Below are 19,081 nucleotides of genomic sequence, written 5' to 3' on the forward strand. Positions count from 1 at the left end.
TACATGGCAATGGACACTTTTCATCTAACGACCCTACTTAGCTAACTTGCCAGTCTCTACTGTTGCTATTCACTTATGTGGGTATTAAAAAAAGCCCTATCCATTTGGGACGAGAGCTTTCTCACGTGTTACCACCCAACTTCCCCTTTACTTTTACAAGCAAAAGGCTCAGTAAGTCAATGACTTCCCTTTAACGTAGGAATCCGTTATCGCCTTATCGTTTCAAGAACTAAAAACCACTCGACGACAAATCCTCCTGGACCATTTTCCAGCTTTTTCTCCTATACCGGTTTTCAGCTTCCCCCGGCTCTCTGTCATAGTGTAAAAACTGTACTTATCCATTCATAGGAATTCAACCCAAAATACTGGGCAATATATTTTCTTAAGTATAGTAAACATTGAATTTGTAAACTTACGAAATATGATGTTAGAACAAAAACTCCTAACGGAGTTTGTAAATTCTTATGTTATAAAATATACATAATATTTCTTATAAAAGTCAAGTTAACTTATTTATCAGGCACATGATCAATACCACCTGGGTGAAACGGGTGACACTTACTAATTCTTTTTGCACTTAATGCAGTACCCTTCACTACCCCATGTTTTTCAACAGCTTCTAAAGCATATTGTGAGCATGTAGGATAAAAACGACACGTTGGGGGTTTTAGAGGAGAAATAAATTTTCTATAAAAATGTATAGGTGCCATCCAAATTTTTTTTATCATAACTGCATGTCCCCCCTTTATCCACTGCACTTCGTTTTATAATACTAATGTTTAGACAATTTCAAATCATTTAATTTTGACACTCTTTGCAAAATCCATACAATTCAAATTTGTGGTTTACAATTTGGAATTCGTCAGGTAATTCAGGTACATATTGTACAGGGCAATAATTGATGGAGTAAGTTTTCTCACATTCGAGGCAAATTAAGTGATGATGATGTGAATCATCTTCACAACGTATTTTAAATTTAATGCCATCTTCAAATACAAATTGCTCTATTACTCCTATTTCTTTCATCAACCTTAAATTTCGATAAACAGTATCAAAGCTTAACCCTGAATATTTATAGGACATCTTCTTGTAGACATCTTTTGCTGTTAAATAATTTTCATTATTAATAAAAAGTTCGATTAAAAATTTGCGCTGTTCTGTAACTTTAAAACCTTGCTTAGACAGTAAGGTTAATATTTCGTCCATCGTTAACATCATTTAACCTTCCTTCACAGTAACACTTCATAATCACCTATAGAACTTATAATACATAAATATGATTAACATATTCAAGTGTAAATTGAAAAAACTTGACCTATATTGAAAAATCAAAAGCTTGTATAGAATACTAATGGATTGAAGCTGGTTCAAGGATGAGACGGACTGTAGATACGGGATAAACGTCCATTTTATTTCAATGCAGGGTATTCGTCTATTCAGAACAAGCGTCTACTACATATTGTATATTATCTTCAAAAAGGAGGAGGTGCAGACAAATGAGTGCATATGGCGGCGGTGGGTATGGTTACGGAAGTTCATTAGGTAGAGCTGCAGTTATTGTATTAGTATTATTCATTCTTTTAGTTATCATTTTAGCTGCAGGCATCTACATCTAGTTAAGATATAAAAACAACAATTAGTTTGATGAACTGTCTAAAATCTCTTTTTTTATAGAATGTATACTCTTTAAAGGAGGTGATAGTAAATGAGCGCATGTGGTGGAGGATACGGTCTAGGCAGAGCAGCTGGTATTGTATTAGTTCTTTTCATTCTTTTAGTTATCATCTTAGCTGCTGGTATCTATATCTAATAATAAATGTTTCCAGTGGGGATTACTCTTTCCCCACTGAAAGCACAAATCCCCTTTTTTCCATACATAATCATCATCGTTAAGGGACAGACACACATTTTTACAATCTTAAGATATTCGTCCAAACAGGACAAGTATAGAGCTCATAATATATACTATTCCATTTACAAAGGAGGTAAAAAATATGAGTTCATATGGATGTGGTTCAAGAGGTTCAAGTTCCGTAGGTATTGTATTAGTTTTATTCATCCTTTTAGTTATCATTTTAATTGCTGGTGTTCATGTTTAATTTAAGTTACTTTAAGCGGGGAAATGAATTTTTCCCCGCTTTGGTTAAGATCATCTTGTTGATTACATAATCATGGCATATGACATATACACATTTTTATAAAAGAAGTTATTCGTCTATACGAGACAGTAAAGCTCATCATATTATATATTATCTCATTTACAAAGGAGGGTGAAGAAATGAGCGCATGTGGTGGAGGATATGGTGGAGCAGGTAGAGCTGCAGTTATCGTGTTAGTTTTATTCATTCTTTTAGTTATCATTTTAGCTGCTGCATTTGTTATTTAAAAATAACATGTTTTATTTAGATTCCCGCCGATAAAGCGGGATCTAAATTTTTCCTCCATTGAAATCTGAAGGTTAGGGATAACCGTCTATTTTTTTTTTATAAGGATATATACCCATGACAAAGTTGGTACATATGAATAGACTATATTATCCTATAAAAAGGAGGGAGCAATATGAGCGCATATAGAAAAGGTGTTGGTGTTGGTGTTGGTGCAGCGATAGTATTAGTACTCTTTATCCTATTAGTTATCATTTTAGCTGCTGGAGTATTTATATAAATATAAAGGTGGAACTTCAAGAAAATATTCAAATCATACAAGAGTCCCGTATAATACGGGACTCTATTTATTTATAATGAACTTATAAAATTAGACACTTCCTTTTTAAATTCTGAAGTTATACCACTTATTTTCGGATTCATCTTTCTTTTTATCAAAAACAAGTTTTAATAATCCTTCTTGATACTTAATTGACAATGGTTTTTCTTTAACAGCAGAAGGCAATGGTATATATCTTGTGAAGTTTACATTTCTTCTTTCGCTGTAAAAATGACCACTAATGCTTGCATCCTGATGTAAAAAACCTTTCAAATACATGTTCTTTCCAGTAGAACGAACTGAAAAATCGGTCTTCTTTTCTTTTTCCATACCAGGAACTTCTAAGATTACGACAACTTTCTTGCCTTTTTCAATTACTTCTGTTTTGGGTCCATCTAGAAATAATTGATTAATTTGTCCAACCATATCCTCACTTACTTTTAATGCTTTATGAAAAGATTGCTGAATCTGATCAATATCTTTCATATGACGCGAAAACCATGACATCTTACACCCCTCCTTTATTACCTTTACTTATACAATACGAAGGTGAAGGGCATTAGGTGTAGGCACATGTCTATTTTACGATTTATTCTTTTTAGACTTCTTTTTGCTTTTTTTATTGTTATTCTTATCTTTAGTCCGTAGATCATTTGACAGTTCAAGCTTTTCAATAAAATCTATTTCATTTAACCCTGAATTTGTTTCCTCTTTTACATCCGTTATTGGTTTCACGTTGACTGGAATTGGTTCTTCTTCTGGACTTGGTTCTGCTTTGATAACTGGAATTGGTTTCTCTTCTATACTTGGTTCTGCTTTGATGACTGGAATTGGTTTCTCTTCTATACTTGGTTCTGCTTTGATGACTGGAATTGGTTTCTCTTCTATACTTGGTTCTGCTTTGATGACTGGAGTTGTATTCACGTCTATATCATCATTCATATTTTGAGCCTGAGTTGTAAAGGGGAATACTTGTGGACTGTTAAATTTAGTTGCTACTGCTTTTCCTGATACATTAACATTGTTGGCGAAGCCTTCAGCAGGCTCATCCTCACTATTACCTTTTTCTCTGGAAGTACTAACACTGCTAGAGCTTTGCACTTTTCCCGTATCTCCTAAGTACTTTACAGCAATTGCACCCAAAACACCTCCTATCAATATACCAAGTAATAAATCTTTACTGTTAATATCGTCTGACACACAAATCCTCTCCTTTAAAATCTACAAGTTCATTTTAGTTTTTTCCACATGTCTATAGTAGTAGAGGCCAAATTCACAAAATATGAGATACTGCTGTCTTGATTTTCTTTGTTACTAGACGTTTCTTTTAAGTTGGATGCTAATGTACTAGTCACAGAGTCAGATTTCTTCTGTATTGAAGAAGCTGTATGTTGAAAAGAATCAACCAGTTTATTTATGGTTTCAATCATTGATTTTGTCGAGTCCATACATGGTTTAATTTCTTTCGTGATTTGTGCTGTACTTTGAATCAAATCTGCCCCTTCAACTGTTGATTTTTCAATTTGTTTAATCACTTTAGAAAATTGCTTTACAAAACGATAGCTGAAGATCAACATAAATACGATTAACAAAATCAATAAACATAAAAATGCTGAAATGAGAATCAAAACGATTTCAATGAGCATACATTTCACCCCAATTTACCGCTTAAGCAAATTTAGTCATTTGCCCAGTTAATACTCTATATTATAGGAAGCACAACTGTAATTTGACACAAAAAAATGAAGTATTCTAAAATTTGAACACTTCATTTTTTAAAAAATATATTTAATTCTCGTTATTTTGAACAACATAAGTGCATTTATTCCCGCCTTTAGCAATACATTCTGTACGCTCTACATCGGTTTCCAATAACTTTTTAAATAAGGACAACTCACAATCACAAGCCTGTTGATATTGGTCAGCTACTTGGGCAATAGGACAATTGTATTCCATTAAAACAAAATTGCCTTGTTCATCCAAATCACACTCTGCCATATATCCTGTTTCTTTTTGAATTTCAACCAACTCTTCAACTTTTGTTTCTAATGTTTTTCCGTTCATTCTTTGATCATATTTTATAAAAAGTTTATTCTCTCTTCCTTCAAATAACTTATCCACTGCATCATTACCAAACTCACTTATCAACTCATCAAGAATATCCAGAGTCAATTTATGATAGTTTTTTGGAAATAAATCATCGGCTTTTTTAGTTAATGAGTATATGTGAGTTGGTCTGCCCATCGATTTACGAACTAACTCTGAGGTAATCAATTTATCTCGATCTAACGTATTTAGATGTCTTCTTACGGCCATCTCAGTAATGCTCAATTGTTTAGCCATTTCACTGACACTTAAAGAGCCTTTTGTTTTTAACATTGTAAGTATTATTTTTCGAGTGGAAGCTTCTTGATTCATTATACATCACCCTTTACATATCCTCATTTTAACGCATTTATAAGAATAAGTAAATTAATAAACATATATGTATCATAAGTTAGGCAGAAAGAGAGCTGAGCGATATCAGATGATCTCTTGCTTTAGATAATTCTTTACACTTTGTGAAAATTCAGCAAGAATATCCGGCAATTGTGAAAGCAAAGGAAAAATTTCACTTTGATCAAAATTAAAATACTCTTGTACTAATTTTTTTCTCATTTTTACTAAACTTAACAAAGGCTCTAACAAATGAGGTGGAAATACCTTTTCCCCATAAATAATTTCAATAATATCTTCGTAACTGCTTGCATCCCTCATCAAAAATCCATCAATGATATAACTACCGATATCTGTAACAGACTCCAATGCTAAATGTAAAATCCGCTCCTGAGCCAAACCATTAATAACAGAAGGGGATTCTTTTTGATTTTCTATAGAGTCAGGAATCATTTCTACAAGCCGTTCGATAAATTCTAACCTTAAATTGATCTGATCTTGATTGACATAATACATATCATTTTTCTCCCATTCTTTTTTACTTTCGTCTTTTTTTACTTTTCATTTTTGCCCAAGCTATAATAAAAATAAAAGTAAGAACAATCACCAATAATATTGTTAAAGCTTCCATGACATCTTTTAATTCCAACTTCATCATCCTTTTTTAAATAAAAATTAGAAAACAACTTTACAATTAGTTCACTTACTTGGGTTTCATTTGATCGGACTCCGCAAAAGTAATAGGATTATGCTTGTTTGATTCGCTTCTTTGATTCACTTCACTCACTTGGGTATCATTTTGATCGTGCCCCGCAAAAGTAATAGGATAATGCTGCAAAGCTTCACTTCACTTTTGTGGGTACCTTAGGCATATATTTGACAAAAATAAAACTTAGTATTGCAAGTGCAAATACGATCAAGTAAACAGTATGTAATGAAAATGTTAATCCGTCCTGCAACGCTTGCACTACATCACTAGACAGTTCTTTTCTCTTATCTGGGTCTAATATATTATTGGTTATATCAAGGTTGAGATCCATTTCTTTTGATATTTGAAGATTTTCCAGATATTGAATCATTCTCATATTTATAATTCCACCAAATAATGAAGCACCTATCGTTGTACCCATCATTCTCATAAACATATTGGAGGCTGTCACAACACCTCTATTTCGCCACTCCACACTGCTTTGAATAGCCACTGTAAAAATAGTGTTTGTGAGTCCCATACCGATCCCCACCAAAAAAGCACCAACACTACCAAATACAACACCATTTTGTTGATTTAAAAACAGAAATAAACTTGAACCTAATATTAAAAATACCGTTCCTATCCATGCAATGTTTCGGAAACCGAATTTCATCATTGTTTTACTTGCTATCGTAGAGGCTATTGGCCAACCAATGGACATGACCGCTAATACAAACCCAGCTTCTTTAGGTGTTCTCTCCATCACACCTTGAACAAAGGTTGGTAAAAAATTAGATATACCCATTAATAGAATTCCCGTAATCAAAGAAACAACATTTGCAATGAGTATCACTCTATACTTCCAAATCCACATTGGCATAAGTGGGTCTTCCGCTCTTTTTTCCTGCATAATAAATAAAAGAAAAGCAAAACCTGCCATAAATAGCAGTATAAATATTGGACCTGACAGCCACGGCCATGTGACTCCACCTCGTAATAATACAGCCATCAAAGCACTTATAAATACAACCAAAAGGGTTGTCCCAACATAATCTATTTTGTGCTGCTTTTTATCAAATTCCTCTTTTAGAAAAACAAGTATGCCTAACAAAGCAATAATTCCTATAGGAAGATTAATCCAAAATACCCAAGACCAATCTACAAACTCCACTAAAAAACCACCCAAGGTTGGCCCAATGATTGCAGAAAACCCCCAAACACTAGCCAAATAGCCTTGAATTTTCCCACGTTCCTCCAAGGAATAGATATCTCCAACAATCGTCATTGCAATAGGTTGAACTGCACCTGCACCTAACCCTTGAATAAAGCGAAATATGATCAAATAAAACATACTTGGAGCAAATCCGCATAATATAGAACCAACTAAGAATGTAATCACACCAAATGTAAAAACAGGTTTTCTTCCATACAAATCAGCAAGCTTTCCATAAATTGGAACGGTGACCGCTTGCATAAATAAGTATACGGAAAAAACCCAGCTATATAACGAAAAACCACCTAACTCTGCTGCGATGCTAGGCAAAGCTGTTGTAACAATTGTAGCCTCAATCGCTGACATAAACATCGCGAGCATAATGGAGATTAGAATAAGTGGTCTATACTTCATAATCTACAGCGACAACAGATTCCTTCACTTGCGCAATATATTCTATAATTTCTTTATGTACTGGATGTACTTGATACTTATCAAGATCCTCCAATGAGTCAACCTCTACAATTAAAGACAAATCATAAGAACGTTCTGAACGAATAACATCCATTCCAACCTCCAGATGGTGTACTTCTGGAATTTTACCTTCCATACTCATCAAAACATCTTTTGTTTTCGCAATATTTTCTGGACTTCCATCTTTTAATCTGAAAAACACGATATGTTTAATCATATATAATATCTCCTTCCTTTTTCGAATGATGTGTTCATTATTATATCAAAAATAAAAACACCATTCATCCTTTTGTCCAAAGGGAATGGTGTATATTCTTTGATTAAAGTTCAGGTTTAGTTAAATAATACCTCGATATCTGATCCTGTTTTAGTTTCTTCAATCCATAACTGATATTCTTCACCTGTTTTTACTTTCGTTAATTCTTCTTTAATTTCTTCCTGTTTTTCCTCTAATGTTGCTTTACTTGCTTCTTTTTTATCGGTTACTTTAATAATATGATATCCAAAATCAGTTTGTACGATTTCACTAACTTCACCAACTGACAAGTTAAACGCTGCTTCATCAAATTCTGGTACCATCATACCTCTTCCAAAGAAACCTAAATCCCCACCATTCGCACCACTTCCTGGGTCGGTTGAATACGTCTTAGCAAGTTCTGCAAAATCTGCTCCATCATTGATTTGCTGTAATAAATCTTCAGCTTCTTCTAGAGTTTCCACTAAGATGTGAGATGCTTGCACTTGCTCTTCTTCTGTATAGTAAGCAAGATTTTCTTCATAATAAGCTGCTACATCTTCCTCAGTCACTTCTACTTTGGACTCAAATAATTTTTCAATTTGAAGCTGGAATGGGATCATGTCTTCGACTAATTTTTCATAATCTTCCAAAGACATACCGTATTGCATTAAATAAGCCTCAACTTCTTCATCAGATCCAAATGAAGATTTAAAAAATTCAATTTCTTTCGTTACGCCATTAGCAATGTCTTCTTCTGTAACCGCTAATCCTTCCTTCTCAAGTTCCTGTGACACTAAAGCTTCGTCAATCAACTGCTGAATCAATGCATCTGTAGATTCTTTACCTAACTGTTGAACCATTAAGTCAAAAAGCTTGTCCTGACTAATTTCTTCTCCATTCACTGTTGCAACGATTTCAGAGTCTAAAGAAGATTGTTCCTCATTACTCTCGTTAGATAATTCTGTATCTGTTGTATTGTTATCCTTATCAGCTGATGGGTTATTATCAAGTGCAGTCACCACTGCCAAAGCGATTAAACCAACAATGAAAAGTGATATGATAATCCATATTTTTGAATTGTTCTTCGTTTGATTCATTCTAATGTTTCCTCCTAATAATTTTACATGTATTTTAGCACTTTAGTAACTATATCAGATTTCGCAGAGTTGGACATTAAAATAATATAAATGATTTGATTACAATAGAGTTATTCTTATTCGCTCCACTTACACAAACCGCAAAAGTCCCTCTCGAGAACAACTCTATTGTTTTGTATCTCATAGTAGTTTAATTCCTTCCTATCAATCTCTTTTCCTAACTTCCAACAAAACTTTTCCAGTACTTCGTCTACTCTCTACCCACTGATGAGCTTCAACAGCTTCTTCCAACTTAAATCGTTTTCCAATCACAATTTCCAAACTACCATCTGCTATATATTTCATCACTTGATTCGCAGTTTCTTTTAAGAGCTCTGGACGTTTGTTTCTAGTAGTTCCTAAACTAAATCCAAGCACAGAACGACAGCTAGAATGAAGATCTTGCGTTTTAAAGTTCCCTATTTCTCCACTAGAATTCCCAAAATGAACTATGCGCCCATAATAAGCTAGGCACTCCAAACTTTTTTCTGTTACTTTTCCAGAGATAGAGTCTAATATGACATCTGCTCCCTCACCATTTGTTAACTCTCTTACTTTATTAGCAAAATCCTCTTCTTCATGACAAATCACATGATCTGCACCTGCTCTTTTAGCAATCTCCATCTTATTATAACTTCCTACCATTCCAATTACTTGTTTAGCACCTAAGATCTTAGCCAACTGAATTGCAGTGGTCCCTATTCCACCCGCCGCAGCATGTATTAAAACAGTTTCACCTTCTCTTAGTCTAGCTACATCTGCTAAGAGTTTATAAGACGTAAAGGAAACGATTGGACAAGCTGCTGCTGTGTGAAAATCTACATTATCAGGAATCGCAAACGTAAGATTACCATCTGCAGCTACATATTCTGCGTAAGATCCCTTTTTAGGAAAAGCAATTACACGTTGTCCTACTTTTAGATGCTTAACATCCGTACCAACCTGCTCAATGACTCCTGCTGCATCTAAACCAGGAATAAAAGGAAGATCCCCCTTTCCCTTTCTACCATATCTAGCTTTTATATCCGCAAAATTAACACTTGTAGCTTCTACTCGTATCAAAACTTGCTTAGAATGAATCGTTGGAGTCTCTAAATCTATGTATTTCATGGTTTCAGGTAAACCATATTCAGATACTATAATTGCTTTCACAATAGTTTCCCCCTTTATGTTTGCCTTTCCATATTAAACCATAAAACACAATTTGAATAAACTATGAACCATTTTCACTCTGATTCATAACATAATGTCAGCAAAGGACATACAATGTTATAACAAAACTCCTAGAAAAGTAATTCAAAGGTAACCGAATAATATTGGGTCCCCGAAAATAAAAACTTGTCTCACATTATTGAGTACCTTGAGGAGTGAAGTAAAAAGAAAGTAGATGAAGAAATTGAAGAATAACTGTGAAAAACAAAATGTAGATATGCAGGCACTACCAGCTAATTCTGGTTCCATTGAAACGATTGTGCCTGCGATTATATGCCCTGAACAGGTATTCAACTTAGAAGTGAATACTATATTAAACGCTGTAGATCCACCTGCAGATGCGGTTGTAACGCTTGATTCCTTAGATTTTCAGTTAACAACAGATACAAATACAATCATCTTAGATTTAGTACCAGGTCCAGAGGTTCCACTAGGAACAACATCTATTAATATTGCTCCTGACCAAAAAGCAGCAACGATTATTTTTGATGAGGCTATTGCTCAAAATGAAGTTGTTTCATTTTTGCCCATTGTTACTGTGATCATGCAAGCCGATGACCCTCAACCGCCATGTCGAGAAGTCATTATCGAAACTGAAGCCAGAGGTTTTATCAGTAGGTCAAATTTTGAAGGTGATTATGCAATAACCCTATTCAACCGCACAACTATTTTTAGAAAAACTCATTTTTGCTGTAGAAAAAAGTTTTTCAAGAAATAAAAACTCGCCAAGTGGCGAGTTTTGTTTATATTGGGGAAATGATCCGATGAAATTCATTACAATGCTGTATCATCGATATTGTTTAACCATAACTCAATTTCATTAATTACAGATTGAACCGTTCCTTCCTCAAATGGTGAGCTTAATTTAGCTTCTTTGACCAGCTCCAAAAATGGTTTACTCCCCCCTATTTTACATAAATGAGTGTAATCCTCCCAAGCTTGATCCCTGTCTTCGTTCATCTTTTTCCAAAATTGAAATGCACAGATTAACGCCAAGGTATAATCAATATAATAAAACGGAACTTCAAAGATGTGACCTTGTTGATACCAAAAGCCGCCTTGTTCCAAATATTCATTGCCATCATAATCACGATGAGGTAAATATTTTTTCTCTATTTCTCTCCACATTAATTTTCGCTCTTTAGGCGTTGCTTCTGGATGCTCATAAACGAAATGTTGAAACTCATCCACTGCTACACCATAAGGGATGAACATCGTATCTTTACTTAAATGAGAGAACTTGTATTTATCCGTATCTCCTTGGAAAAACAACTCCATCCAAGGCCAAGCAAAAAACTCCATACTCATAGAATGAATCTCACAAGCTTCATAGGTTGGCCAAGTATATTCAGGGTTTTCAAAGTGACGGCTGCTATACACTTGGAAGGCATGCCCTGCTTCATGTGTTAATACATCAACATCTCCAGATGTACCATTAAAATTAGCAAAAATATAAGGTGATTTATAGTTAGGCAAAAATGAACAATAACCACCAGCCATTTTCCCGTCTCTTGATAATAGGTCCATGAGCTCTCCGTTCTTCATAAAACAGTAAAATTCATCCGTTTCCTTGGATAATTGTTCATACATTGTCTGTCCATTAGCCACGATCCAATCAGGATCTCCTTTTGGTTTTGCATTCCCTGATTTGAAATCATAATTCTCATCATAATATTTTAGATTGTCTAAGCCTAATCTTTCCTGCTGACGTTTTTTTAATTGAGTAGCAATAGGGACGATATATTGATGTACTTGATCTCTAAATGCAGCAACCTGCTCGGCACCATATTCTGTTCGTTTCAAACGAGCATAACTTAACTCTACAAAATTGTTATACCCTAGTTTTTTTGCAATTTTTGTTCTTATGCTAACTAGGTTATCATAGAGCTGATCTAACTCTGCTTCGTTTTCTGAAAAAAATGTATATTTAGCTTCATTTGCTCTTTTTCTCGTTTCACGATCATCGGATTGCGTAAAAGGAAATAATTGAGCTAAAGTATATGTTTTACCATCAAAATTAATTTCAGCGCTTGCAATGAGTTCAGAATATCTTGAGGAAAATTTATTTTCCTGCTGCAAGTCTTCAACAATTTCAGGAGACATGGTTTTAATTTCTAGTTCAGCTAAATCAAATAAATGGCTTCCCCACTTCTTATCTAGTTCGTCACGATATTTCGACTCGATCAAAGCTTTATAAAACTTTGAAAACAGCTCATTGAATACAGGCATTGCCTCATCCATATATTCCTGTTCTGATTTATAATACTGATCTTTAGTGTTTATTGAATGACGAATACTTGCAATGTGAAACATGGTATAAACATCATTATAAATCGTATAGATCGCTTTCATCGCAGCATTTTGTTCATCCGCTGAATTTGAACCCGTAAATTGCATTAGTACCTTCTCAAATTGAGAAGAGATCTCCTCCATATTAGGTCGTGTATACGTAAATTCTGAAAATTTCATTCTGTCTCTTCCTTTCCATAACTCTATAACGATTTGAGTTATTATGAACTGAATCAGTCCAATTCATTATGATTTTAACGATGAATCAATCCACCAGTATAATTTAATTGATAGATTTCTAAGTCCGATTGTAATATCTTCTCTATACCTGTGAATCTTTCAATGTCACCTTCGTGTTTGTCAGTGTATGTATACTCTTCTTCGTAAAATTCATTAGGTCCGCGAAACGGGTTTCTTTCAGATATTTGTCGCATTGCTTTTTTATGAAACTTTGGAAAAAATTCTAGGGTTTCCTGATCCAGTTCAATCGTAGTCCCACCAGCGTAACTCATAGACCAAATAGGTTTACCTTTAAAGTATACTATTTCTTGCCCAACAAAAAAATGACTGCCGTAATAAATATCTCGATACAAATAATCTCCTTGTTCATATTCAAGTTGATGTGAACCTTCTAAAAGAGCTGATGTGGAAAACTGTCCCGTCCCTGAAGCATAGGTTTCTTTTTTTGCTTTAACTAAAAAGATGAGCAAATCATTATTATTCATTTCCATTGTACATTCTCCTAACCTTATTTATATTGTTCATTGTTTGAGGAGTGTCCACTAACCAATTGTTATCCTTATTAGCTTCAATCCATTCATATATTTCATAAGAGGCATAATATCTGTCTCTTACAAATGGATCGTTATTAACCATTTTTATTGTTTCTTCCTTTTCGTGACATACTAAAATCATCATAGCTTTGTTATCATCCTTAAAAGGTCCACATAATTGAAGATTTCCACTACGTTTTAATTTACGAAGATACTCAACGTGTTGAAATAACAACTTTTTATTTAACGTTCCTCTTTGTTTATCATTTAAAATCACCACAAACTTTTTCACTTGGTTTCCTCCATTTATAAATGATTGAGCAGATCCTAATTCTATACATCATATTGAGCAATCAAATTTATTAAATAGACTACAATCAATCACGTGGTTACATCTAAGCTTTTAGATTTTTTAAGATATAAATGATTAACTGTAATCGTATGTATAGCAAGACCTAACATCATAACTATCATCAAGATTAAAATAAGCAATGGATTCATAAAATTAATCATAGTTGACCCAATAGACATACAAATGCCAATGATGGATTCACAAATTGCAAATACTCTGCCTTGGATTTCATTTGCTGCATTTTCCTGAATTTTAATTTTCGAAATCACTTCTCCATACTCCATCGATATGAAAAAGAAAACGGCTGAAACAAATGTGATCATAAACTCAATTGAAAACATATATACAGCTAGAGAGATTAGACTCAGAAATACAAAATATAGCAACCCTTTATGGCTATGAAACCCCCATTTATTTACTAGATATGCTCCTATTAAACCTCCGATCCCCATCCCCATAGTAAGAAGGAAGTTTCCTACTTCACCTTTTCCAAAATACTGACTCACAATAGGGAAATAACTGTATACAATGCCCCATAAAAAAGCCATCGTCATCAAAGTAAATACAGCATTTAATACGAATGAATTATGTAAAATTTCTTTAAACCCTACCATCAGTGATAAATACATTTTTTCACCCTGAGCTTTAACAACCTTTTGTTTATGTAATTTGATCAATCGAATAAAACTGGCTGAAACAAAATAGGTCAGTGCATTAAAAGCAACAGCAGCTTTTACAGTTCCTAAAACAAGAAAAGCCCCTCCAATAAGTGCCCCTATAATGACAAAAAGTGTTGTCGCTTTCGCAAAAATAGTGTTTATTTTTTTTATATCATCTCCTAATAAAGACATGACAGATAATCTGGCAGGATTAAAAAAAACACCACTCCCATAAGAGAATAATAAAAGCACTAAGAATAAAATGGGGTATTCCCCTTGAGGCAATAATATAATACCAAGGAAAATCCCCCCTCTTATCAAATCTGTCCAAAACATGATGTTTACTCTATTGAATTTATCTACGAATACACCTAAAAAAGGTTGAATAATGAATGGAATACTTCTCACGATAATTACACCTGAAACCACCCAATAATCCTGATAATAAGTGGATAAGATCAGTAAAGCTGGTAAAACACAATAATCTCCCATGTAAGATAAAGCCTGCCCATATAGCAATAACTTTGAATTTCTACTTAAACTCTTCATATAATTGGTAGTAGGCTCCTTGAATATAAATTTATTTAGAAAGACTTTTAGAGCATCTCATTTAAGCCCCAAGCACTCTTTCATTTGATCCATATGATGTTTATCATGCCACAAAAAATCTTTAAGATATTGAGTCACATGAAAGGCTTTTCCTTCTTTATCTGTATAAACTTTGTTATAATTTTCATCTGAAAGTGTTTCTATTTGTTCTATGATTTTCTTCCTATAGAAAATAGAATTCTCTGATAGTGTCTTAACGCTTGTTGTTCTGCCATATTGTTTGGCTTGCTCGTTGAATTCATCAAAGTTAGTATGCTTCAACGTCAATGGAACTTGATTTGCAATCTTATCAATCGCTCTTTCATAAAAAATTTGATCCCACAGCATGATGTGGCTTACCACTTCTCTAATCGTCCATTTCCCTACCGCAATAGGTTTGTTCCATATTTCATCTCTTTCATCTTTAAGGTTTTCTACAAATTTAGTCCATTGGTTGAATTTCACTAACAATTCTTTTTTTTCATTTGACATGATGGATCACCTCATAAAATATAATTATTAATTAAAAAAATTCCTTTTTTTGAAGTGGGAACCAACATTATTAGCTCCCACTATAGATCTCAATGTTCTACTTAAGAGGAATGTAAATCTCAGTTTCTGAATTTTCATTTTCTGGACCTAAAAATCTTTCATCATAAATCTCAAATGAAAAATCAGCAGCAGGCACTTCACCAGATTGAGGCAGCCATGTTTCATAAATGTACTTAAAAGCTGCTCCCACTCCACTCATATCCCCTTTATACGTAAAAACAGCATAACGACTTGCAGGAATTGTTTTAACAACAACTTTATCTGGCAAAGAAATGTTTGAATCATCGATCTCAACTCCACTTACATAAGAGTATTCGCCCGTTTGTTGGTCAAAATCAAAGCTTAATCCATAGGTGACATTTTCATTCTTTTTATTTTCTATTTTTGGCAACATTCCCATGAACGCTCCCCATAACTGACCTAATTCTTGTTGATCTTCGTTCTCCTTCATTATGGCACGACACTCTAATCCTGCAATTTTGAACTCATCCTTTTTAACAAACGTAGGTACTAACGCTGAAGTTTGATTTTTCATTTTAATTCCTCCCAAATGGATTCATTTTGTTTACAAATAAAGGTTATCATTGAATTGCGACAAATCATGTCGTAGTTATGCAAAGTTCTAATTTATAAAGTGAATGACTTCTGATCATCCTTAATAAACTGATAATGAGTTTAAAATAAATCACTTTTGAAAGGGAATTGAGGTGTTTCAATGAACCTTATCAAATACATTGACAAATTAACGATCCCCCCCATAGCGAAACCTACTAAAAAAATCAATGGAGTAACTTATTATGAAATGAGAATGAACCAATTTTACTTCAACATACACAGCTCTTTGCCAGATACACTAGTATGGGGATTTGAAGGGTTTTATCCTGGTCCAACATTTGAAGTTAAACAGTTTGAAGAAGTAAAGGTGAAATGGATGAATGATCTACCTCCAAAACATCTTTTTACTGTGGATAAAACCATCCATGGTGCAGAAGGAGATACTCCTGAGGTAAGAACAGTCATACATGTTCATGGAGGCATCACTCCTGCTGATAGTGACGGATACCCAGATGCTTGGTTTACGAATGGCTATAGAGTAGTTGGGTCAGATTTTACTCAGGAGGTTTATCACTACTACAATACACATGAAGCCACTACACTTTGGTATCATGACCATACAATTGGTATAACTAGACTAAATATTTATGCGGGATTAGCAGGGTTCTATTTGATTAGAGACAAAAATGAACTTTCGTTATCTCTTCCAAAAGGGAAATATGAAATTCCGCTTATGATTCAAGATCGAACTTTAAATCCAGATGGCTCACTCAATTACCCAGATCAACCTTCTGATGCCTTCGAACCTACTCCGAAATTTTTTGGAGACACTATTGTGGTTAACGGAAAAGCATGGCCATATTTAGAAGTTGAACCTCGAAAATACCGCTTTCGTATTTTAAATGGGTCCAATTCCCGATACTATATTTTAAAACTTGATAATCATCAGCCCTTTATACAGATTGGGAATGATGGAGGCTTTTTAGAAAAACCAGTCATTATGGAAGAGATTTTATTAGGTCCCGCAGAACGTGCAGATGTCATCATAGATTTTTCAACCAACCAAGCAAGAAAAATCGTAATGTTAAATTTAGCTCCTGAAGAATATCCAAACGAAGGGAAAATTTTCACAGAGACTACGGGTCAAATTATGCAATTTCGTATCGTACTTCCCCTTAAAGGAGCTGATCTGAGTAAAATACCTAACAAATTAAGAAACGTATATTTTTTAAAAGAAGAAGATGCAGTAAAAAATAGAACGCTGACTTTAGATAGGACACTGGATCAAATAGGCAGAAGAATTGTACTAATAGATAACAAAAGATGGGATGACCCTATTACAGAAAAACCGGAATTAGGAAATATAGAGATTTGGACATTCATCAATGCAACCGTAAGCATCCATCCCTTACATCTCCATTTAGTGAACGTGCAAATATTAGACAGACAGCCATATGACCAAGACCTTTTTTTAAAAACAGGAGAAATAAAAATGACTGGTGAAAAAATACCTCCAGCAAAAAACGAAATTGGCTGGAAGGATACGGTTAATTCTAGTCCTGGTGAGATCATCCGAATCATCGCACAGTTTCAGCCCTATCCAGGGAAATATGTATTTCATTGCCATATTTTAGAACATGAAGATTATGAAATGATGAGACCTTATAAAGTTATAACTAATGGAAATAGAATTTTTGATAAAATCAAAACACTCTTCCGTTTTAAACTAAATAAGGCAAAAAAGTGAAGTATACCACACTGCAATTTTAAATTCCTAAATGAATTGATTTTTCTTAAAAATAAAGGTTATTATTGAATTACGACAAATCTTGTCGTAATTTTGTGAGAGATTATTATTATAGAGATTGAATCATTCAAATAACCTATAGGAGCTTGAAGCTTAACATGAATAAATCCAAACGTTTAGTTGAACTGATTATGTATATCAATGACAAACGTCAATTTACAGCAAAACAGCTAGCAGATGAATTTAATGTGTCTTTAAGAACGATTCAAAGAGATCTGCTGGATTTACAGGAACTCGGTGTTCCTTTGTATTCAGAGGTGGGTGCTGCAGGAGGGTATACAATACTTAAAGAAAGAATGCTTCCTCCGATCACTTTTACTGAAAAAGAAGCCATTGCGATGTTTTTTGCCTATCAATCCCTGCAATTTTACAAAGATATTCCATTTGAAGCAGATTCTGTGTCTGCTTTAAATAAGTTTTATCATCATCTAGCTAAGGATATTAAAAATAGAATTGACGGAATGAAAGATAAAATTGTGTTTTGGACACCAACAAGGCAACAATCATCCCCATATTTGCAAGCATTATTAGAAGCAGCCATTCAACAAAAAGTAATCGAAATCAAGTATGATTCATTAAAAGAAACCAGCTGTCGTAAAATTCAACCCATCGGTGTCTATTCTCAAAACGGTTTTTGGTATTGTCCTGCTTATTGCTTTAAAAGGTTGGATATTCGTTTGTTTCGAGCCGATCGTATAATGCATTTAAAAGAATCTGAAGAGCAAAACACTGTAGATTTAAGCCGTTATAATGTGATTAACTGGTATGATTACGATCAAAATGATGAATCCAATCCATTGATTCAAATCAAGGTTCGATTTACAAAGGAAGGGTTTAGAAGGTGTCAAATGGACCCCTATTTAGATAGTCACCTTAATGAGGGTGAGGATGGGGGTGGAGAGTTAAACATGAAGTTAAGAAAAAATGATATAGAGTACTTTGCAGATTTTTTCTTTAACATGGGGAAACATGCTCGAGTTATTGAACCACCTGAGATGGTTGGTTATATCAAAGAGAAGTTGGAGGATTTGAGAGGGGTTTATTTGTGAGTTGTTGTTGTGAGATCATCTCACTTTCACTTTCATTTTCTAACAATTCATTTACATTGCTTATGAATAATATATAATTTTCACCCTTCATCCACTCTAAATCATTTATACATTCATTAAAAGCACCCCAATTTTGACCAAAGTAATATGGAAACTGAAAAGCTGCTGAAAATTCATCAAATAAAGTGTCTACTGATTTGCATTTAGAAGCTCTTATCATTTTTGAGACTATTTTTTGCTGATTAATACGAAAATATGACTTCCAATGCATGTTACATAAATCACTTTCGGTACCAAACGCTATATGAAAGTATGGTTCACTTAGTTTTTGTAAATATATTAAGTCAGACATAC

General features: G+C 33.9%; 26 protein-coding genes and 1 other annotated feature. Of the genes, 8 read left to right on the forward strand and 18 right to left on the reverse strand.

Features of this window, described 5'->3' with window-relative positions:
* Positions 1–102 precede the first annotated feature (102 nt).
* Positions 103–355 (reverse strand) — a binding site (T-box leader).
* Between the two features lie 154 nt (positions 356–509).
* Together yidD and Q5Y73_RS16515 are read right to left on the reverse strand one after the other, a co-directional pair.
* A complete protein-coding gene (gene yidD, locus Q5Y73_RS16510) occupies positions 510–728 on the reverse strand; it encodes a membrane protein insertion efficiency factor YidD (protein WP_305993023.1) in 219 nt (72 codons plus the stop codon).
* A gap of 70 nt (positions 729–798) precedes the next feature.
* Entirely contained in the window at positions 799–1,218 is a 420-nt protein-coding gene (locus Q5Y73_RS16515) for a Fur family transcriptional regulator (RefSeq protein WP_305993024.1), read from the reverse strand.
* Positions 1,219–1,496: 278 nt separating this feature from the next.
* On the opposite strand from Q5Y73_RS16515, the gene Q5Y73_RS16520 reads away from it, so the two are divergent.
* The 5 genes from Q5Y73_RS16520 to Q5Y73_RS16540 all read left to right on the forward strand — a co-directional run bounded on the left by Q5Y73_RS16520 (position 1,497) and on the right by Q5Y73_RS16540 (position 2,664).
* Positions 1,497–1,616 carry a sporulation protein YjcZ gene (locus Q5Y73_RS16520; protein WP_305993025.1) on the forward strand — a complete coding sequence of 40 codons (120 nt, stop codon included), beginning with the start codon at positions 1,497–1,499 and terminating at the stop codon, positions 1,614–1,616.
* Between the two features lie 89 nt (positions 1,617–1,705).
* Positions 1,706–1,810, forward strand: a complete 105-nt coding sequence (locus tag Q5Y73_RS16525; protein ID WP_305993026.1) for a sporulation protein YjcZ — start codon at positions 1,706–1,708, stop codon at positions 1,808–1,810.
* A 184-nt stretch (positions 1,811–1,994) separates the two neighbouring features.
* Entirely contained in the window at positions 1,995–2,099 is a 105-nt protein-coding gene (locus tag Q5Y73_RS16530; RefSeq protein ID WP_305993027.1) for a YjcZ family sporulation protein, read from the forward strand.
* Between the two features lie 179 nt (positions 2,100–2,278).
* Positions 2,279–2,386, forward strand: a complete 108-nt coding sequence (locus tag Q5Y73_RS16535) for a sporulation protein YjcZ (protein WP_305993028.1) — start codon at positions 2,279–2,281, stop codon at positions 2,384–2,386.
* A 173-nt stretch (positions 2,387–2,559) separates the two neighbouring features.
* Positions 2,560–2,664, forward strand: coding sequence for a sporulation protein YjcZ (locus Q5Y73_RS16540; RefSeq protein WP_305993029.1), 105 nt, complete (start codon positions 2,560–2,562; stop codon positions 2,662–2,664).
* Between the two features lie 105 nt (positions 2,665–2,769).
* Here the strand turns inward: Q5Y73_RS16540 and Q5Y73_RS16545 are convergent, their stop codons facing one another.
* The 9 genes from Q5Y73_RS16545 to Q5Y73_RS16585 all read right to left on the reverse strand — a co-directional run bounded on the left by Q5Y73_RS16545 (position 2,770) and on the right by Q5Y73_RS16585 (position 10,043).
* A complete protein-coding gene (locus Q5Y73_RS16545) occupies positions 2,770–3,210 on the reverse strand; it encodes an Hsp20/alpha crystallin family protein (RefSeq protein ID WP_305993030.1) in 441 nt (146 codons plus the stop codon).
* Between the two features lie 75 nt (positions 3,211–3,285).
* On the reverse strand, positions 3,286–3,903 hold the full coding sequence (locus tag Q5Y73_RS16550; RefSeq protein WP_305993031.1) for a hypothetical protein: 618 nt from the start codon (positions 3,901–3,903) through the stop codon (positions 3,286–3,288).
* A gap of 29 nt (positions 3,904–3,932) precedes the next feature.
* Entirely contained in the window at positions 3,933–4,349 is a 417-nt protein-coding gene (locus Q5Y73_RS16555) for a hypothetical protein (RefSeq protein ID WP_305993032.1), read from the reverse strand.
* 142 nt (positions 4,350–4,491) lie between these two features.
* The gene (locus Q5Y73_RS16560; protein WP_305993033.1) at positions 4,492–5,121 is read right to left on the reverse strand and encodes a helix-turn-helix transcriptional regulator; all 630 of its coding nucleotides are present in this window, start codon (positions 5,119–5,121) and stop codon (positions 4,492–4,494) included.
* A gap of 105 nt (positions 5,122–5,226) precedes the next feature.
* On the reverse strand, positions 5,227–5,655 hold the full coding sequence (locus Q5Y73_RS16565) for a DUF86 domain-containing protein (protein WP_305993034.1): 429 nt from the start codon (positions 5,653–5,655) through the stop codon (positions 5,227–5,229).
* 326 nt (positions 5,656–5,981) lie between these two features.
* The gene (locus tag Q5Y73_RS16570) at positions 5,982–7,457 is read right to left on the reverse strand and encodes an MDR family MFS transporter (protein ID WP_305993035.1); all 1,476 of its coding nucleotides are present in this window, start codon (positions 7,455–7,457) and stop codon (positions 5,982–5,984) included.
* Complete coding sequence (locus tag Q5Y73_RS16575) at positions 7,447–7,734, reverse strand: Dabb family protein (protein ID WP_305993036.1); 288 nt, start codon at positions 7,732–7,734, stop codon at positions 7,447–7,449. The genes Q5Y73_RS16570 and Q5Y73_RS16575 overlap by 11 nt, the downstream gene beginning before the upstream one ends.
* Positions 7,735–7,850: 116 nt before the next feature.
* Positions 7,851–8,852, reverse strand: a complete 1,002-nt coding sequence (locus Q5Y73_RS16580; RefSeq protein WP_305993037.1) for a peptidylprolyl isomerase — start codon at positions 8,850–8,852, stop codon at positions 7,851–7,853.
* A 204-nt stretch (positions 8,853–9,056) separates the two neighbouring features.
* A complete protein-coding gene (locus Q5Y73_RS16585; RefSeq protein ID WP_305993038.1) occupies positions 9,057–10,043 on the reverse strand; it encodes a quinone oxidoreductase family protein in 987 nt (328 codons plus the stop codon).
* Positions 10,044–10,287: 244 nt separating this feature from the next.
* Between Q5Y73_RS16585 and Q5Y73_RS16590 the strand changes: the two genes are divergently transcribed.
* The gene (locus Q5Y73_RS16590; RefSeq protein WP_305993039.1) at positions 10,288–10,821 is read left to right on the forward strand and encodes a hypothetical protein; all 534 of its coding nucleotides are present in this window, start codon (positions 10,288–10,290) and stop codon (positions 10,819–10,821) included.
* 56 nt (positions 10,822–10,877) lie between these two features.
* On the opposite strand, the gene Q5Y73_RS16595 is transcribed toward Q5Y73_RS16590, so the two are convergent.
* The 6 genes from Q5Y73_RS16595 to Q5Y73_RS16620 form a co-directional block, all read right to left on the reverse strand.
* Positions 10,878–12,572, reverse strand: coding sequence for a M3 family oligoendopeptidase (locus tag Q5Y73_RS16595; RefSeq protein WP_305993040.1), 1,695 nt, complete (start codon positions 12,570–12,572; stop codon positions 10,878–10,880).
* 74 nt (positions 12,573–12,646) lie between these two features.
* On the reverse strand, positions 12,647–13,123 hold the full coding sequence (locus Q5Y73_RS16600; protein ID WP_305993041.1) for a DUF5680 domain-containing protein: 477 nt from the start codon (positions 13,121–13,123) through the stop codon (positions 12,647–12,649).
* Positions 13,110–13,457 carry a YciI family protein gene (locus Q5Y73_RS16605; protein WP_305993042.1) on the reverse strand — a complete coding sequence of 116 codons (348 nt, stop codon included), beginning with the start codon at positions 13,455–13,457 and terminating at the stop codon, positions 13,110–13,112. The genes Q5Y73_RS16600 and Q5Y73_RS16605 overlap by 14 nt, the downstream gene beginning before the upstream one ends.
* A gap of 89 nt (positions 13,458–13,546) precedes the next feature.
* On the reverse strand, positions 13,547–14,725 hold the full coding sequence (locus Q5Y73_RS16610) for an MFS transporter (protein WP_305993043.1): 1,179 nt from the start codon (positions 14,723–14,725) through the stop codon (positions 13,547–13,549).
* Positions 14,726–14,782: 57 nt separating this feature from the next.
* Positions 14,783–15,256 carry a DinB family protein gene (locus tag Q5Y73_RS16615; protein ID WP_305993044.1) on the reverse strand — a complete coding sequence of 158 codons (474 nt, stop codon included), beginning with the start codon at positions 15,254–15,256 and terminating at the stop codon, positions 14,783–14,785.
* Between the two features lie 97 nt (positions 15,257–15,353).
* Entirely contained in the window at positions 15,354–15,851 is a 498-nt protein-coding gene (locus Q5Y73_RS16620; RefSeq protein WP_305993045.1) for a GyrI-like domain-containing protein, read from the reverse strand.
* A gap of 180 nt (positions 15,852–16,031) precedes the next feature.
* On the opposite strand from Q5Y73_RS16620, the gene Q5Y73_RS16625 reads away from it, so the two are divergent.
* Positions 16,032–17,618 (forward strand): multicopper oxidase family protein, encoded by a 1,587-nt coding sequence (locus Q5Y73_RS16625; RefSeq protein WP_305993046.1) that lies wholly within the window; start codon positions 16,032–16,034, stop codon positions 17,616–17,618.
* 158 nt (positions 17,619–17,776) lie between these two features.
* Complete coding sequence (locus Q5Y73_RS16630; RefSeq protein WP_305993047.1) at positions 17,777–18,727, forward strand: helix-turn-helix transcriptional regulator; 951 nt, start codon at positions 17,777–17,779, stop codon at positions 18,725–18,727.
* On the opposite strand, the gene Q5Y73_RS16635 is transcribed toward Q5Y73_RS16630, so the two are convergent.
* Positions 18,687–19,079, reverse strand: a complete 393-nt coding sequence (locus Q5Y73_RS16635; RefSeq protein WP_305993048.1) for a barstar family protein — start codon at positions 19,077–19,079, stop codon at positions 18,687–18,689. The genes Q5Y73_RS16630 and Q5Y73_RS16635 overlap by 41 nt on opposite strands.
* Between the last annotated feature and the right edge of the window lie 2 nt (positions 19,080–19,081).

Source organism: Chengkuizengella axinellae (assembly GCF_030730905.1).
GTDB classification, from domain to species: Bacteria; Bacillota; Bacilli; order Paenibacillales; family KCTC-33759; genus Chengkuizengella; species Chengkuizengella axinellae.